This is a genomic window from Kitasatospora sp. NPDC096147 (genome assembly GCF_044763225.1).
Classification (GTDB): domain Bacteria; phylum Actinomycetota; class Actinomycetes; order Streptomycetales; family Streptomycetaceae; genus Kitasatospora.
The window spans coordinates 677,708-693,680 of sequence record NZ_JBIWFX010000001.1 but is presented as its reverse complement, the minus strand read 5'-3'; the positions used below and the strand labels follow the sequence as shown (position 1 = coordinate 693,680).

Here is a 15,973-nt window from a genome sequence, read left to right as displayed (position 1 = left end):
AGCCGATCCGTCCCGGCCCGGCCGGGGAACGTACCTGACAGGTGATCCCCTGATCATGCAAGGCAGCGAGCGGAACACACCGGACGGCACCGGCCCGGCGGCGGGTGCCGCCCCGGCAGACCTGACGGGTCATCGGCTGGTGCCGCTGGCCACCGCCCTCATCGAGGGCGACGGCCGGATCCTGCACTGGAGCGGCGACGCCGAGGCGCTCACCGGTTACACCGCCGAGCAGGCGATCGGCTCCTACGCCGGCCGGTTACTGATCCCGGAGAGCGAACTGGCCCCCGCCCGCGAGCTGTTCGGCCGGATCATGTCCGGCACCGGATGGTCCGGCGTGTACGCCGTCCGGCACCGGGACGGGCACCGGGTCGAGCTGGAGTTCCGCACCTACCCGATCACCGGCCCGAGCGGTGAGCAGCTGCTGCTGGCCACCGCCTCCGACCTCGGCGCGCTGCGCCAGGTGGAGGGCGACCTGGCGGTGCTGGACGGGATCTTCGCGCAGTCCCCGATCGGGATGGCGGTCTACGACACCGAGCTGCGCTACGTCCGGCTGAACGACGCGCTGGCCCGGATCAACGGGCTCCCGGTCGAGCAGCACCTCGGACGGCGGATCAACGCCGTGCTGCCGGGCATCAACTCCACCGAGATCGAGGCCGTGATGCGCCAGGTGCTGGCCACCGGCCGCCCGGTGGTGGACGCCCGCTCGCACGGCCGCACCCCCGGCGACCCGCGCCGGGAACGGGCCTGGTCGGCCTCGTACTTCCGGCTGGAGGACTCCACCGGCCAGGTGCTCGGGGTCTCCTCCTCGATCATCGACGTGACCGAGCGCTTCCAGGCCGAGGCCCGCGCCTCCCGGGCCCAGGAGCGGCTGGCCCTGCTGGCCGAGGCCACCGCGAAGATCGGCACCACCCTCGACCTCCAGCGCACCGCCGAGGAACTGGTCGAGGCGGTCATCCCGAGGTTCGCCGACTTCGCCACCGTCGACCTGCTGGAGCCCGTGCTGCGGGGTGAGGAACCGTCACTGCTCCAGCCGGACCGGGGCGTCAAGCTCCGTGCGGTGGCCGTCGGCGAGGCGTATGAGGCGGGCATGACCAGCGCCGCCGACGCCGTCGGCGAGACCACCGAGTACGACTCCAAGCGCACCTACACCGAGTGCCTGCGCAGCGGGCGCCCGCTGCTGCGCCCGCACGTGGACGAGCAGGTGCTGGCCGCCCTGGTGGCCGAGCCGGACCGGGTCGCCCCCGGGGTGCGGGCCGGCATCCACTCCTACCTGATGGTGCCGATCATGGCGCGCGGTATGGTGCTGGGCGGTTCGGAGTTCGTCCGGATGCGCAACCCCGAGCCGTTCTCGGCGGCGGACGTGGCACTGGCCGAGGAACTGGTCGCGCGGACCGCCATCGCGCTGGACAACGCCCGGCTCTACCGCCGCGAGCGGGAGACGGCGCTGACCCTCCAGCGCAGCCTGCTGCCGCAGGAGATCCACCGCACGCTCGGCCTGGAGATCGCCTACCGCTACCTGCCCAGCAGCCTGGTCAGCGAGGTCGGCGGCGACTGGTTCGACGTGGTGCCGCTGTCCTGCGGCCGGGTCGCCCTGGTGGTCGGCGACGTGATGGGCCACGGCATCCGGGCCGCCGCGACGATGGGTCAGCTGCGCACCGTGGCGCGGACCCTGGCCACCCTGGACATGCCGCCGGAGCAGGTGCTGACCCGGCTGGACGAGACCGCGATGGGCATCGGCGAGGGCCAGTTCGCCACCTGCATCTGTGCCGTCTACGACCCGGTCGAGGGCACCTGCACGATCTCCTCGGCCGGCCACCTGCCGCCGGTGCGGGTCAGCCCGGACGGAGTCTCCCGCGCCATCGAGCTGCCGCCGGGCGTCCCGCTCGGGGTCGGCGGGGTGGCCTTCCAGTCCACCGAGTTCACCCTCACCGAGGGCAGCCTGCTGGCGCTGTACACCGACGGTCTGGTGGAGCGCCGGGGCGAGGACATCGACCACGGCATCGGCCTGCTGGCCCAGGCGCTGTCCGGGCGCGGGCGGACCCTGGAGAAGAGCTGCGACGCGGCGCTGGCCGCCCTGGTGCGGGACGGCGACACCGAGGACGACATCGCCATGATCATGGCCCGGGCGCTGCCGATCCCGTCCGACCGGATCGCCACCCTGCACCTGGACGGCGACGGCCCGGCACCGAGCCGGGCCCGCCGGTTCACCCGGGAGACCCTGCGGGCCTGGGGGCTGCCGCAGCTCACCGACTTCGCCGAGCTGATGGTCAGTGAGCTCGTCACCAACGCGCTGCTGCACGCCGAGGCGCCGCGCCGGCTGCGGCTGTTCCGCGACCGCACCCTGACGGTGGAGGTGGCGGACTCGGGCGGCCAGGCGCCGCAGCTGCGGTCGGCCGCCGAGCAGGACGAGGGCGGCCGGGGCATGCACCTGGTCAGCGAGCTGGCGCACCGCTGGGGCACCCGGCAGACCAAGGACGGCAAGGTGGTCTGGGCGGAGCTGGAGCTGGACTACCGCTTCCGCTGAGCGGGCTCGGGCTCCGACCGCGGCCCCGGTCATGGAACCGGACGAGCCCCCTGACGGGAGGTCAGGGGGCTCGTCGCGGTGGGTCAGTGCACCAGGTGGTCGGCCGGCCGCTCGGCCGAGGCCCGGCCGTCCTCGCCGCGCAGCTTCCACCAGCCGAACAGGGCGGCGGCCAGCAGCAGCGCGGCAGCCGCGAAGGCGGCCACGTTCATGCCGTGCACGAAGGCCGTCCGGGCCGCGGCGGTGAGCTGGTCGCCCAGCTCGGCGGGCAGGGTGGAGGCGGCCTGCACCGCGTTCCCGATCGACTGCCCGGCCTCGGTGGCGAGGGCCTCCGTCCCGGCCGGCAGCACCAGCGAGCCGGCGTAGATGGCGGTGACCACCGAGCCCAGCAGGGCGATGCCGAGCGCGGTGCCCAGCTCGTAGGCGGTCTCCGAGACGGCGGAGGCGGCGCCGGCCTTCTCCGGCGGCGCGGCGGTCAGCACCAGGTCGGCGGAGAGGGTGTAGACGATGCCCTCGGCCGCCCCGGCGGTGAGGAAGGCCGCGCCGAGCAGCAGGTACGGGCTGCCCTGGCTGACCCAGCCGAAGACCGCGATGCCCGCACCCATCGCCAGCAGACCGCCGGCCAGGGTGGCCCGGACCCCGGCCCGCCGGGCCAGCTTTGCGGTCAGCAGGCCGCCGACCACGGCGCCGACGAAGGCCGGCAGCTCGGCCAGACCCGCCGTCAGCGGGGAGTACCCGCGCACCAGTTGGAGGTACTGCGACATGAAGAAGATCACGCCGGAGAGCCCGATGAGGGAGGCGAGCGAGCTCAGCACGGCCGCCGTGAAGCGCGGGTCGACGAACAGCCGGACGTCCAGCAGCGGGGACTCCAGCCGGAGCTGGCGGCGGACGAAGACGGTCAGCGCGGTGGCGCCGAGTGCGAAGGTCACCGGGATCGGCCAGTGACCGAGGCCGTTGGCCGCCGCCTCCTTGATCGCGTAGACCACGCCGATCACACCGGTCATCGAGAGCAGCACGCTGAGCACGTCCCAGCGGCCGGGCTTGGGGTCCTTGGACTCCGGCAGCAGCCAGCCGCCGAGCACCAGCAGCAGGGCCAGCACCGGCAGGTTGAGCAGGAAGACCGAGCCCCACCAGAAGTGTTCGAGCAGGATCCCGCCGACCACCGGGCCGAGCGCGGCACCGGCGGTGGCGCCCGCGCCCCAGATGCCGATCGCGGTGGCCCGCTCCCGGGCGTCCGGGAAGAGGCTGCGGATCAGCGAGAGGGTGGACGGCATGATGGTGGCGCCGGCCACGCCGAGCAGCGCGCGGGCCAGGATCAGCCAGCCGGAGCTCGGCGCGTAGGCGGCCAGCAGGGAGGCCGCACCGAAGGCGGAGGAGCCGATCAGCAGCAGCTTCTTGCGGCCGACCCGGTCGCTGAGCGCTCCCATGCTGACCAGCAGGCCGGCCAGCACGAAGGAGTAGGCGTCACCGATCCAGAGCAGCTGGGTGCCGCTGGGGTGCAGGGTCTCGCTGATCGAGGGCAGGGCGAGGGAGAGCACGGTCGCGTCGAGCGCGACCAGGGTCACCGCCAGTACCAGCACGCCGAGGCCGAGCCAGCGGGAACGGGGACTGGCGGAGTGGGTGGTGCTCATTTCTTTTCAGGGCTCCTGAGGGCGCCGCCGAGGAACAGCTCGGCGAGCGAGTGGGCAGAGTCACGAGGGGCGAGGCGGCCGTCCTGGACGGCCCAGCCGATGCCGGCCACCAGGTCGAAGAACGCCTCGCTGAGCCAGCCGGCGGAGAGCTCGACCCGGAAGACGCCCTCCTGCTGGCCGCGGAGGAAGAGCGCGCGGACCCGGGCGTCCTGGACCTCCCAGAGGTCGTTGATCTCCTGGTCGTCGAAGAGCTGGTTCTCCCCGGCGAGGAACGCGCAGAGCGCGGCGTCCGGGACGACCGCGTCCACCAGCCGGCGCAGGGCAGCCTCCGGGCTGCCGCTCTCTATCGCGGCCGTGTCCAGCGCGGCGGCGAACTTGCGCAGGCCGAGCGCGCCGACCTCGCGGATCAGCGCCTCGCGGCCGGGGAAGGTGCGGTGCAGGGTCGCACGGCTGATCCCGGCGGCACGGGCGATCTCGTCGAGGTGGGCGGTCGGGCGGCGGGACAGCACGCCGACGGCGGCTTCGAGGACTGCGTCGCGATCGGTGGCCATGGTGTGACCATACCTCAAATGAGACTCCTGTGTCTCACTCTCGACAGTGAAGTCTCGGGGTGGGCATGCGTCGCAGGGAGCCGATGTGATGTGGGTCACGTTTTGATTTGTGGACGATCTTCAATCGGACATTCCCATGCGGGCAAATTGGGCATGCCGGAAATTTGCCAGAATTATTTTCTTTTGACGAAGGGGGTGGGTCGTGGGACGCTAATGCACGTTCGGCTACGGACAAATTCCAACGGGTCTGATTTGGGGAAATCATGAAGAAGCTCCGCGCTCTCTCGGCGGCTGGTGGCGTGGCCCTCGCCATCGGTTTCGGCGGATTCGCCGCGACGCCGGCTGCCGCCGCCTCGTGCACCACCTGGTTCGACGGCGCAACCTTTGGCGCTAGCTGCAGTGCCGGGGGTAGTCAGTTCCAGGCATACGCGAAGTGTGGTAACGCCAGTAACTACACGTTCGTCTACGGCGATGTGAAGAATGTCGGCAGTGGTCAGTGGTCGTACGCGTACTGCGCGTCCGTCGGGCGCCCCCTCATTTCCGGGGGAGTCCTGTTCCAGTAAAGACTCGACGTTCGGCGGATTTATTTCTGCTGGAATCGGGGCGGGGTGGCGGAGATGGTCCGTTGCCCCGCTTTTTCGTGCCTCGGGTCCTTACTGGAAAGAGCCGGAAAGGATGAAAGTAGGGCATGCGTTCTGAAGTCGCCCTTGGCCTCGGCGAGGCCGCAGAGCAGCCGGGGTGCCCCGTGGCCGCCATCAGGCCATGGGAGGGGGGAGGCGCCGTGGTCCACGCTGACCGACTACGGGCGCAGCGCGCGGTGTACCCGGCGCGGCCGGACGGGCGGCGCGGGGTGTCGAGGGAGCGGACCGAGGGCGAACTGACGGGGCATCTGGTCCGGGGGCAGTGCGCGGGGGACGGGAGCAGGACCGGTGGGCAGGCGGCCCGCACACCGAGGAGACCGGAATGGGGGAGCCGGAGCCGTCGGCTGACAGGACGGCGACACCGTACGGGGTGCGGGCCGCAACGCTCTTGCCGTCGCGGGAGCAGACGCCCTTGGCCACCGGGCTATCGCGCACCCGCAGGTAGTCGTCACGGGTGTTCACGGCGCCCTTGGTCGTTCTGGTGAAGAGGATGTCGTTCGGACGCCGGGGTGCCGCCGGGGGTGAGCAGTGGGGCGCTGCCTGGGGTCGGGGCGCAGACGGGCGTGATGGCGGAGCGGTGGCCGGTATGAACGGTGGCTTTCCTGCCGGCGGGTGCGCGGTGCTGGTGAGCGGCGGTCGCGAGCCCTCCGGTCGGTGGGACCGCCCGCGTGGACCGACCGCCGGTTGCTGCGGACGACGGGTGAAGCCTGGCTGGTCGAACGGCAACGGACGGCCGGCTGGTCGTCATTCCCGGGTGACGACTGCTGACGAACCGTCGAGTCCGCCCCGTTGGTCCCTTCGCTCCGGCCGGTGGCGAGGCCGCCGGGTCGCCCCGTCGAACGGGGGATGGTGGGGGTTCGCGGGCGCTGGTAGGTTCTCGGCCCCGCTGCCCGGTCGGTGAAGATCCTGGACGAAGGGACTCCGGGGGCGGGGAATCGGGGGGACAGCATGCTACTGGTGCAGTACGGGGAGCAGTCGGCGGACGGCAGGCCGAGCGTCCTGGAGCTGGGGGCGGGGGAGAGTGCGCGCTTCGGGCGGGACGCCTCGCAGCACGGCGTGCGGATCGTCTGTGCCGATCCGGCGGTGCCGCGGGTGGCGGGGGAGATCCGGGCGGCCGAGGACCACTGGCAGTTGACCAACTTCAGCGAGACGCTCAGCTACCTGGTCGAGAATCCGGAGGGGGCCGGCGAGTACGTCCGGGTCGCACCGCGTCGGGTGGGGGCGCCGATCCCGTTCGAGTTCGCCCGGGTGGTGCTGCCCTCGCGGGGGCCGCTGCAGACCTTCAAGGTGTACGCGCCCGCGCACACCTACCAGGAGGTGTCACCGGTCGCGCCGCTGTACGGCCCGAGCACCGTCGCGGCGTTCTCGCTCGACGAGTCGGCGACGTACTTCCTGGTGCTGGTGGCGCTCTGCGAGCCGCAGCTGCGGGACCTGTCGGTGTCGGCGGTGCCGACCAACCGGCAGGTGATCGAACGGCTGCGCGATCACCGGGCCGGCCGTGAACTGACCGACACGGCGGTCGACTTCCACATCGACTACCTGGCCCGGCACAAGCTGCGGATCCGGCGGCCGACGGCGGGTGGGCCGCGCACCACGGGGCGGCGGGAGGCCGTGGTGGCCCTGGCACTCCGGTTCGGACTGGTCCGGGAGGAGCACCTCGGCGTGCTGCCGGGGCGCCAGAACGCCGTGCGGGAGGCGGCCGGCTGAGCGCCGGCCGCCTCCCGCGCGGTCCGTGGGGGCCCGCCCGATCCCCCGAGGCGCGGGCGGGCCCCGGTCACTGACGCCCGGTCAGCACTCGCCGCGCCAGGTGACGGAGGTGAGGACCACCGGGTTCAGGTTCCACTTGTAGGCGCCGGGGCCCGGGTTGAAGTGCAGGCAGTCGGAGTAGTTCTGGCCGTACTGCCGCCAGCCGACCTGCACGTGGTCCTGCTCCGGGTCGTAGGCGCCGTTGTTGAAGACCGAGCGGATGCCCGCGACGCCACCGGTCCAGTTGCCGGCCGTCTTGAGCGCCAGGGTGCCGGTCTGGTTCTCGCCGGTGTAGGCGCAGAAGTAGCCGCGCGGGCAGCCGGGCGGGTTCCCTTCGGCGTGGGCGTTGGTGGCGCCGGCGATGGTGGCGGTGATCGCGAGGGCGGAGGCGGCAGCCGCGAGGCGTGCGGTCAGGCGCATGGTGGACTCCCCGTGTCGTGGGTGGTGGATGCCGGGCCGGTGCTGGCGGCCCGACACCGCCGAACCTAGGCGGTGCCGCCGGGCGGGGGTACCTGTGGACCGACAGGGTGGCCGTCGCCGCTGTGGGCCGGAGGGGAGGGGGCGGCCCGGAACGACGGAGCGGCCCGGCGCCCCGTGGTCGGGGTGCCGGGCCGCTCGGCGGCTGGTGCCGCGTCAGCTCTGGTTATAGAAGCCGGTCTCGTCGAGCGGGCGGTCGATGACCATCACCTCGACGTCGGCGGGGGTGAGCAGGAAGACCCGGCGGGCGATCCGCTCGATGCCGCCCATGGTGCCGAAGACCAGGCCGGAGGCGAAGTCCACCATCCGCTTGGCCTCGGCGTCCGACATCTCCGTCACGTCCATGACCACCGGCGTGCCCGCACGGATGTGCTCGCCGACGGCGCGCGCGGCCTCGAAGCCGGTGGGCTTCAGGGAGACGATCTTCGCCGGGGCGGGGACCGCCACGGCGTTCTCCTGGGTCGGCCATTGATCCTCGTACACGGCAGCCGGGTAGTGGCCGGAGGGCATCAGCCACCCGTTGTGGTGCTCGTCGCGAAGTGCTCCCATGCCGCGCCTCCCTCGTTCCGTCCCGTACTCGTCCCCCCGGGTGTACGCGGCTCTTGACGCGTCATCCATCCGTCGGAACTGTCCGAGTATCGCACTGATCACCACTCAGGCGCCCGTCCGTGACCGCCGTACGGGCGCGGGTCGTGACAGAATCCGGACACTCCCGGGCATCAGCAGCGACTCCGCCGGTCGGCGAGAGGTGGCGCGCGTAGACCATATCGGTGTGCGACAGGCCACAGTTGACTCCTCGTCAACAGTCCGGTAACAGCTTGGCGGCGGCGCGGAAGCGGCGTGTCGCGGTGTGGCGAGGGCCACTCGGGAGGATCGGCGCGGTGCGGCCGAACGGCCCCGGGGCGGGCCCGACGGGGCGTCAGGGGCGCTGTGGCGCCCGGCCGTCGGGTCGGATCCGCCGCGCGAAGGGCCACCGGGGGTCGGGTGGCGGGCCGACTGGGGCCGGGGGCGTGCGCCCGGGCGGGTGAGGGTCGAGGTCTGTTCGGAAAGTTTCCTAACCATACTCTTGACCGTGCCTGCTCAGCCCGGGATTCTGAACGGGTCCGTCCGGAAGGGGAGTTCGCCGTCCGCGCTCCGGCCCCGGCGGTGAACTCCCGGACCTGGTAGGAGAATCGGATGAGAGTCAGGACCCTCGCGGCCACCGGCGGCGCCCTCGCCGCCCTGGTGCTCGGCACGGTCGCCGCACCGGCTGCCACCCCAGACCGTCAGGAGTCGGAGCTCGCCGCGGCGAGCACCGACTACCAGGCCGAGGATGCCACCCTCGTCCAGGCCGCGGTGGCCACCAACCACACCGGCTACACCGGCACCGGCTTCGTCGACTACGTCAACGCGGTCGGCTCCGCCGTGGAGTTCACGGTGAGCGCGGGCGCCGCCGGGACGGCCCCGCTGGCCCTGCGGTACGCCAACGGGACCACCGTGGACCGCCCGATGGACCTGCTGGTGAACGGCACGGTGGTGGCCGCCGGAGTCTCCTTCCCGGCCACCGCGAACTGGGACACCTGGGCCGTGAAGAACCTGAACGTGCCGCTGCGGGTCGGCACCAACACCGTCCGGACGGTCGCCACCACCGCCAACGGCGGTCCCAACCTGGACCGGATCACCGTCGGCACCGCCACCGACACCCAGCCGCCGAGCCGTCCGGACCAGGTGGCCTGCATCGGCATCGGCCCGAACGGGCTCACCCTGACCTGGGCCGCCGCCACCGACAACGTCGGGGTCAGCGCGTACGACGTCTACGAGCACGGCAACAAGCTCGCCGAGGCCCCGGGCGACGCCACCAGCAAGGTGATCGGCGGGCTGGCCCCCAGCACCACCTACAACCTCACCGTGATCGCCCGGGACGCGGCCGGGAACGTCTCCCCGGCCAGCGTCGCGATCGACTGCACCACCACCGCCTCCACCGACCCGGTGCCCACCGCGCCCGGCACGCCCGCCGTCTCGGAGGTCAAGGCCAGCTCGGCGAAGCTGACCTGGGGCGCGTCCACCGACGACAAGGGCGTGGTGGCCTACGAGGTGCGCAGCGGCAGCGCGGTGCTGGCGACCGTGACCGGCACCCCGCCCGCCACCACGACCACCGTGACCGGCCTGGCCTGTGACGCCCCGTTCGCCCTCACCGTGGTGGCCAAGGACGCGGCCGGCGGGTACTCCCCGGCCTCCGCGCCGGTCTCCTTCACCACCGCCGCCTGCACGGCGGACGGCGGCGTCCCCGGCTCCCCGGCCACCCTGTCCTCCGGCTGGACCGTCCCGTGGGGCATCGGCTGGTTGCCGGACAACACCAACGCGCTGGTCACCGAGCGGGACAGCTTCAAGGTCTTCCGGCAGGCCAAGGACGGGACGAAGACCCTGGTCGGCACGGTGCCCAACGCGGTGACCACCGACGGCGAGGGCGGTCTGCTCGGGGTGGCGATCGACCCCAACTGGGCCTCCAACAAGTACGTCTACTTCATGCACACCGCCTCGGAGGGCAACCGGATCGTCCGGATGACCTACAACGGCAGCGCACTGAGCGGCTACACCGTGCTGCTCCAGGGCATCCAGAAGAACCGCTACCACAACGGCGGCCGGCTGGCCTTCGGCCCGGACGGCTACCTCTACGCCACCACCGGCGACGCCCAGGCCAAGAGCCTGGCCCAGGACAAGAACTCGCTCAACGGCAAGATCCTGCGGATGACCACGGCGGGCAAGCCCGCCCCGGGCAACCCGTTCGGCAACTACGTCTACAGCCTCGGCCACCGCAACCCGCAGGGCCTGGCCTTCGACCGGAACGGGCGGCTCTGGGAGGCCGAGTTCGGCGACTCCAAGTTCGACGAGCTCAACCTGATCAAGCCGGGCGCCAACTACGGCTGGCCGACCTGCGAGGGCACCTGCTCCACCGCCGGGATGACCAACCCCAAGGCCACCTGGGCGGTCAACGTGGCCTCGCCGAGCGGCATCGCCATCGTCCGCAACGTGGTCTACATGGCCGCCCTCAAGGGCACCCGGATGTACCGCATCCCGATCAACGGCGACACCGAGACGGTCGGCTCCGCCACCTCCTACTACGTCGGCACCTACGGCCGGCTGCGCACCGTCAGCAAGGTGCCCGGCGCGGACCAGCTCTGGCTGACCACCACCAACGCCGACAACAACGGGGGTGCAGCAGACGGGGCCGACAAGATCTTCCGGATCTCGATCGGCTGACGCCGGGTCAGCCGGCAGGGGTCGGTCGGCAGGGTCGGCCGGTCAGTCGGAGGGGGAGGTGCGGCGGGCCCGTCGCACCTCCTCGCTGACCGCCCAGGCGTCGGCGACCGGGCCGAGGTGGCGCAGCTTGTCCGGGTTGAGCACCACCCGGACGGCCTGCACCCGGCCGTCCAGCACGTCCAGCACGAGGGTCTGGAGCACCGCCCCGTCCCGGTCCCGGAAGACCGCGCCCGGCTGGCCGTTGACCTCCTGCGGTTCGAGCGTGACGTCGATCCGCAACAGCACCGGGAAGACCGTGGCCAGCAGCCGTGCGACGTTGCGCGCGCCGCTGATCGCCCGGGCCAGCTGCGGGGCCTTCCCGCCGCCGTCGCCGACGAACTGCACGTCGGCGGCCAGCAGTTGTTGCAGCCCGGCCAGATCGCCGTCGGCCATCGCGGCGAAGAAGCGGTCCGCGAGCGCCTGCCGCTCGGCGCGGTCGGCCTCGAACCGGGGCCGGCCCTCGGCCATGTGCCGCCGGGCCCGGACCACCAGCTGGCGGCAGGCGGCCTCCGAGCGGCCCACCGCCGAGGCCACCTCGGCGAACTCGAAGCCGAACACCTCGCGGAGCAGGAACGCCGCCCGCTCCAGCGGGCTCAGCCGCTCCAGCAGGAGCAGCGCCGCCATCGACACCGAATCCGCCAACTCGGCCGTCCGGGCCGGGTCCTGGTAGGGGTCGCCGAGCAGCGGCTCGGGGAACCACGGCCCGACGTACGCCTCCCGGCGCACCCGGGCCGAGCGCAGCACGTCGATCGAGAGCCGGGTGACCACCGCCGAGAGGTAGTTCTTCGGCGAGTCGGGCCGGACGGTGGAGGCGGCGTAGCGCAGCCAGGTCTCCTGCACCGCGTCCTCGGCCTCGGTCACGCTGCCGAGGATCCGGTAGGCGATCGAGAACAGCAGCGGCCGGAGCTCCTCGAACTCCTCGACCTCGGTCATGCGGGCACTCCTCGGCGGATCGGTGGTGCGGTGGACGGGCGGCGGTCCGGACGGACGGTCAGTGGAACTGTCCCACCCGGTAGTCCCCGCCCGGCTGCCGGGTGATGGCGTTCAGCCGGTTGGCCATGTTCATCATCGAGACCAGCATCACCAGCGAGGCCAGCTGCTCGGGGTTGTGGTGCAGCGCGGCCCGCTCCCACACCGCGTCGTCCACCCCGGGCGCCCCGTCGGCCAGCCGGGTGCCCGCCTCGGCGAAGGCGAGCGCGGCCCGCTCCGCCTCGGTGAAGACGGTGGCCTCTCGCCAGACGGCCACCAGGTGCAGCCGCAGCGCGCTCTCGCCCGCCGCCTCCGCCTCCTTGACGTGCATGTCCACGCAGACCGCGCAGCCGTTGATCTGGCTGACCCGCAGGGCGACCAGCTCCTGGGTCACCGGCGGCAGCGGCGAGTCCTTGAGGATCCGGCCGAGCGCCATCATGTGCTTGACCGCCTTCTGCGCGGTCGGGTCGGCGAAGAGGTCGAGTCGGGCGTCCATGGTGGGCTCCTCCTGCTGTCGGGTGGTCCTTCGCCCCTTGTGACGAGACGGCCCGCCCGCCCGTGACACGGGCCGGTGTGACGTGCGTCTCCCGCCGCCTGACGAACCGTGAGTTCCGGGGAAGACCGGCGCGCGGTCACGCTCCGTTCATCCCGATGCCGCCGGGCCCCGACTGAATGGCCCGTGTTGTACAGCCAACTCGACGAAGCCGCACGCCACCCGCTGCGGCGGACAGGACCCCCGTGGCCGCAGGTTCCTCCCTCAGCCTCTCCACGCCCGCGCAACCGACCGAAGGCGACCGGCTGACCTTCCGCTGGTCCACCGACGCGCCGGACGCCAAGAACTGGGTCGGCATCTACGACGGCGACCGGCTGCCCGGCACCGGCTCCTCGCTGCTGTGGAAGTACACCCCGGCCGCCTCCGGGGAGGTGCAGCTGGACACCTCGGCGCTGACCGACGGCCCGTACACCGCCTACCTGCTGGCCAAGGACGGCTACGGGGTGCTGGCGAAGAGCGCCCCGTTCTCGTTCCGCCCGCGCCCGGTCGCACCCCGCGCGCACCTGGCGGTGGACGCCTTCACCGCGACCGCCGTCGCGCCCTCGGCCGCGTTCCGGATCAAGCTGGGCGGGCTGTGGGTGCTGGGCACCTCGGCCCCGGTCTTCCGCAAGGTGAGCGGCGACTCCTGGCTCTCCGTCAGCTCCGACGGCACCGTCACCGGCACCGCCCCGAACGCCGCGCTGCCGCGCCCGGCCGTGCTCACCGTCGGTGTCCGGGACGCGGCGGGGAACACCGACACGCTGACCGTCCAGGTGCCGGTCAACTCCCGCAAGCCGCAGCTGAAGACGGCCACCCTCAACCTCTGGAAGGCCGGCACCGTCGCGGCCGACGCGCTGGAGAAGCAGCTGCGGGTGGTGCTCACCCAGGGCTGGGACGTGGTCGCCCTCCAGGAGACCGGCGGCACCGCCGCCCAGCAGCTGGCCGACGCGCTCGGCTGGTACGCCTACCAGAGCGCCGGCAGCGTCGGCATCCTGAGCCGGTACCCGCTGGCCGAGGTCACCCCCGCCACCGCCGAGCTGCCCGCCGCCGGGGTGACGGTGCAGCTGCCGGGCGGCCGGGCCGTGCGGTTCTGGGCCGCCCACCTGGACGAGGCGGACTACGGCCCGTACGCCGTCCAGGACGGCCGCAGCGCCGAGGCGACGGTGGCGAGCGAGAACGCCTCCGCCCGGGGCCGCCAGGCGCTCGCGCTGGCCGCGCTGGTGAAGGCCGAACTGGCGGGCCGCAAGCCGCTGCCGGTGGTGCTCGCGGCAGGCTTGGCCTCGCCCTCCCACCTGGACTGGACGCCCGCCACCGCCACCGCGCACGGCGGTGTGCCGGCGCTGGCCTGGCCGGTGACGGTCGCGCTGCAGAACTCCGGTCTGTACGACGCCTTCCGGCTGGCCCACCCCGATCCGGCGGCCGTGCCCGGTAACACCTGGTCGGTCACCCGGACCGCGCGCGGTGCCAAGCCCGAGCCGCAGGACCGGATCGACCAGGTGCACTTCGCCGGACGGCTCACCCTGGTCGAGGCCCACACCCTGGTCACCGGCTGGCCCCGCCCGGAGCCCGACGCCGCCGCCAACGGCTGGCCCTCGGACACCGCCGCCGCCGTCGCCACCTTCACGATCTGAGAGGCCGCCAGATGACTCCCCAGCTCAGCCGCCGTACCTTCGTCTCCGCCTCCGCCGCGGCAGCCGCCGCCGGTGTGGTCGGCGGTGCGGGCCAGGCCGTCGCGGCGGACGCCGCCGCCGAGGCCGCCAAGGCGAAGAAGCCCAAGCCCGGCAGCGTGGCCGACGTGAAGCACGTGGTGATCCTGATGCAGGAGAACCGCTCCTTCGACCACTACTTCGGCACCCTGAACGGCGTGCGCGGCTTCGCAGACAAGCAGGCGCTCCAGTTCCCCGACGGCGGCAACGTGTTCCGCCAGCCCGACGCCGGGCGCAGCGACGGCGGCGTCATGCTGCCGTACCGGATGGACACCGCCAAGTACAACGCGCAGAACGCGGGCGGCCTGCCGCACGACTGGGCCACCGGCCACCAGGCCATCAACAACGGCGCGATGAACAAGTGGATCGCCGCCAAGGGCGAGCGGGCGATGGGCTACTTCACCCGTGAGGACATCCCCTACCAGTACGCGCTGGCCGACGCCTTCACCCTCTGCGACGCGTACTTCTGCTCGCTGGCCGGCCCCACCGACCCGAACCGGCTCTACCTCTGGACCGGCACGGCCGGCCCCGGCCGGGACGGCACCACCGGCCCGTGGATCGACAACACCCCGGTGACGGACAACCCGGTGGCCGACTGGACCACCTACGCCGAGCGCCTCCAGGACGCCGGGGTGAGCTGGCGGGTCTACCACAACCCGAGCAAGGACGAGCGGACGGGCGACTACGACGACAACGCGCTCTCGTACTTCAAGCAGTTCCACGCGTTCCCGAAGACCGACCCCCGGTACGTCAACGCGATGACCAAGTTCGACCCGGCGGCCTTCGACGCCGACTGCAAGTCCGGTGCGCTGCCGACCGTCTCGTGGCTGGTCGCCCCGTACCTGTTCTCCGAGCACCCGGAGGCCGGCCCGGCGTACGGCGCGCACTGGGTCAACCAGGCGCTCCAGTCGCTGATGTCCAACCCGGAGGTGTGGAACCACACCGTCTTCCTGGTGATGTACGACGAGAACGACGGCTACTTCGACCACATGGTGCCGCCCACCCCCGAGCCGGGCACCCCGGAGGAGTTCGCCCAGGGCCGGGCGATCGGCCTGGGCAACCGCGTGCCGCTCTGGGTCGCCTCGCCGTGGTCGCGCGGCGGCTGGGTCAACTCCCAGGTCTTCGACCACACCTCGGTGGTGCAGTTCCTGGAGGTGGTCACGGGCGTGAAGGAGCCCAACGTCTCAGCCTGGCGCCGCACCGTCTGCGGCGACCTGACCAGCTGCTTCGACTTCACCAAGCCGGACTTCTCGATCCCGGTGCTGCCCGACACCAACGCCCTGATGGCCAGGGCCGACGCGGGCACCGCCCTGCCGCCGGTCAAGCTGCCGGCAGCCGGCAGCCAGTCGCTCCCGCCGCAGGAGCCGGGCGAGCGGCCGCACCGCAGGCTCCCCTACGGCCCCGGGGCGGAGGCGGTGGTGGACCGCACCACCGGGAAGGTCACCTGCACGATGACCAACACCGGCACGGCGGGCTTCGCCTACACCGTCTACCCGAACATCCGACTCCCGTTCGCGGGAACGCCGTTCACGGTCCCCTCGGGCGGGTCCGGGACCTACGTCTGGGACGCCGCCGCGACGGACGGGCGCTACGACTTCACCGTGCACGGCCCGGACGGCTTCGTCCGCCGCTTCGCCGGTGAGGTGGTCCGCACCGGGCAGGACGACGTCCCGGTGCCGGTGGTCGAGGCGCTCGTCCAGCGGAACAAGGTCGCCCTGCACCTGCACAACGACGGCGGCACCGAGGTCTCCTTCACCGTCTCGGCGAACGACTTCGCCGGGCAGACCCAGACCGTCTGGGTGGCCGCCAACAAGCAGGCGACGGTGAACTGGCCGCTGGACAACGGCCGTTACGACGTCACGGTGACGGCCGCCACCGGCACCCGGTTCGCCCGGCGGTACGCCGGCACCGTGCACTGAC

Annotated in this window: 12 protein-coding genes; 6 read left to right on the top strand and 6 right to left on the bottom strand. The window is 72.5% G+C overall.

Annotated features, from left to right (window positions below; genetic code table 11):
* The first annotated feature begins 55 nt into the window (after positions 1-55).
* Positions 56-2,524 (top strand): SpoIIE family protein phosphatase, encoded by a 2,469-nt coding sequence (locus tag ACIRBX_RS02835; RefSeq protein ID WP_402293349.1) that lies wholly within the window; start codon positions 56-58, stop codon positions 2,522-2,524.
* 83 nt (positions 2,525-2,607) lie between these two features.
* Here ACIRBX_RS02835 and ACIRBX_RS02830 read toward each other — a convergent pair whose 3' ends face one another.
* Together ACIRBX_RS02830 and ACIRBX_RS02825 are read right to left on the bottom strand one after the other, a co-directional pair.
* Positions 2,608-4,152 (bottom strand): MFS transporter, encoded by a 1,545-nt coding sequence (locus ACIRBX_RS02830; protein ID WP_402293348.1) that lies wholly within the window; start codon positions 4,150-4,152, stop codon positions 2,608-2,610.
* Positions 4,149-4,703: a TetR/AcrR family transcriptional regulator gene (locus ACIRBX_RS02825; RefSeq protein ID WP_402293347.1), complete on the bottom strand. Its 555-nt coding sequence runs from the start codon at positions 4,701-4,703 to the stop codon at positions 4,149-4,151. The genes ACIRBX_RS02830 and ACIRBX_RS02825 overlap by 4 nt, the downstream gene beginning before the upstream one ends.
* Before the next feature lie 263 nt (positions 4,704-4,966).
* On the opposite strand from ACIRBX_RS02825, the gene ACIRBX_RS02820 reads away from it, so the two are divergent.
* Positions 4,967-5,266: a hypothetical protein gene (locus ACIRBX_RS02820; RefSeq protein WP_402293346.1), complete on the top strand. Its 300-nt coding sequence runs from the start codon at positions 4,967-4,969 to the stop codon at positions 5,264-5,266.
* 1,026 nt (positions 5,267-6,292) lie between these two features.
* A complete protein-coding gene (locus ACIRBX_RS02815; protein ID WP_402293345.1) occupies positions 6,293-7,051 on the top strand; it encodes a serine/threonine protein kinase in 759 nt (252 codons plus the stop codon).
* 81 nt (positions 7,052-7,132) lie between these two features.
* On the opposite strand, the gene ACIRBX_RS02810 is transcribed toward ACIRBX_RS02815, so the two are convergent.
* Positions 7,133-7,510 carry a peptidase inhibitor family I36 protein gene (locus ACIRBX_RS02810; protein WP_402293344.1) on the bottom strand — a complete coding sequence of 126 codons (378 nt, stop codon included), beginning with the start codon at positions 7,508-7,510 and terminating at the stop codon, positions 7,133-7,135.
* A 213-nt stretch (positions 7,511-7,723) separates the two neighbouring features.
* A complete protein-coding gene (locus ACIRBX_RS02805; protein WP_402293343.1) occupies positions 7,724-8,116 on the bottom strand; it encodes a cell division protein SepF in 393 nt (130 codons plus the stop codon).
* A 627-nt stretch (positions 8,117-8,743) separates the two neighbouring features.
* On the opposite strand from ACIRBX_RS02805, the gene ACIRBX_RS02800 reads away from it, so the two are divergent.
* Positions 8,744-10,807, top strand: coding sequence for a PQQ-dependent sugar dehydrogenase (locus tag ACIRBX_RS02800; RefSeq protein WP_402293342.1), 2,064 nt, complete (start codon positions 8,744-8,746; stop codon positions 10,805-10,807).
* A 42-nt stretch (positions 10,808-10,849) separates the two neighbouring features.
* Here the strand turns inward: ACIRBX_RS02800 and ACIRBX_RS02795 are convergent, their stop codons facing one another.
* Together ACIRBX_RS02795 and ACIRBX_RS02790 are read right to left on the bottom strand one after the other, a co-directional pair.
* Positions 10,850-11,779: an RNA polymerase sigma-70 factor gene (locus ACIRBX_RS02795; RefSeq protein WP_402293341.1), complete on the bottom strand. Its 930-nt coding sequence runs from the start codon at positions 11,777-11,779 to the stop codon at positions 10,850-10,852.
* A gap of 58 nt (positions 11,780-11,837) precedes the next feature.
* Positions 11,838-12,311 carry a carboxymuconolactone decarboxylase family protein gene (locus ACIRBX_RS02790; protein ID WP_402293340.1) on the bottom strand — a complete coding sequence of 158 codons (474 nt, stop codon included), beginning with the start codon at positions 12,309-12,311 and terminating at the stop codon, positions 11,838-11,840.
* Positions 12,312-12,553: 242 nt separating this feature from the next.
* Between ACIRBX_RS02790 and ACIRBX_RS02785 the strand changes: the two genes are divergently transcribed.
* Positions 12,554-13,978 carry an endonuclease/exonuclease/phosphatase family protein gene (locus ACIRBX_RS02785; protein WP_402293339.1) on the top strand — a complete coding sequence of 475 codons (1,425 nt, stop codon included), beginning with the start codon at positions 12,554-12,556 and terminating at the stop codon, positions 13,976-13,978.
* An 11-nt stretch (positions 13,979-13,989) separates the two neighbouring features.
* On the top strand, positions 13,990-15,972 hold the full coding sequence (locus ACIRBX_RS02780; protein WP_402293338.1) for a phosphocholine-specific phospholipase C: 1,983 nt from the start codon (positions 13,990-13,992) through the stop codon (positions 15,970-15,972).
* The last annotated feature ends 1 nt before the right edge of the window (position 15,973 follow it).

Coding starts and splice junctions, on each gene's coding strand:
- ACIRBX_RS02835 (WP_402293349.1), top strand. CDS start 56: ATGCAAGGCAGCGAGCGGAACACACCGGACGGCACCGGCCCGGCGGCG.
- ACIRBX_RS02830 (WP_402293348.1), bottom strand. CDS start 4,152: ATGAGCACCACCCACTCCGCCAGTCCCCGTTCCCGCTGGCTCGGCCTC.
- ACIRBX_RS02825 (WP_402293347.1), bottom strand. CDS start 4,703: ATGGCCACCGATCGCGACGCAGTCCTCGAAGCCGCCGTCGGCGTGCTG.
- ACIRBX_RS02820 (WP_402293346.1), top strand. CDS start 4,967: ATGAAGAAGCTCCGCGCTCTCTCGGCGGCTGGTGGCGTGGCCCTCGCC.
- ACIRBX_RS02815 (WP_402293345.1), top strand. CDS start 6,293: ATGCTACTGGTGCAGTACGGGGAGCAGTCGGCGGACGGCAGGCCGAGC.
- ACIRBX_RS02810 (WP_402293344.1), bottom strand. CDS start 7,510: ATGCGCCTGACCGCACGCCTCGCGGCTGCCGCCTCCGCCCTCGCGATC.
- ACIRBX_RS02805 (WP_402293343.1), bottom strand. CDS start 8,116: ATGGGAGCACTTCGCGACGAGCACCACAACGGGTGGCTGATGCCCTCC.
- ACIRBX_RS02800 (WP_402293342.1), top strand. CDS start 8,744: ATGAGAGTCAGGACCCTCGCGGCCACCGGCGGCGCCCTCGCCGCCCTG.
- ACIRBX_RS02795 (WP_402293341.1), bottom strand. CDS start 11,779: ATGACCGAGGTCGAGGAGTTCGAGGAGCTCCGGCCGCTGCTGTTCTCG.
- ACIRBX_RS02790 (WP_402293340.1), bottom strand. CDS start 12,311: ATGGACGCCCGACTCGACCTCTTCGCCGACCCGACCGCGCAGAAGGCG.
- ACIRBX_RS02780 (WP_402293338.1), top strand. CDS start 13,990: ATGACTCCCCAGCTCAGCCGCCGTACCTTCGTCTCCGCCTCCGCCGCG.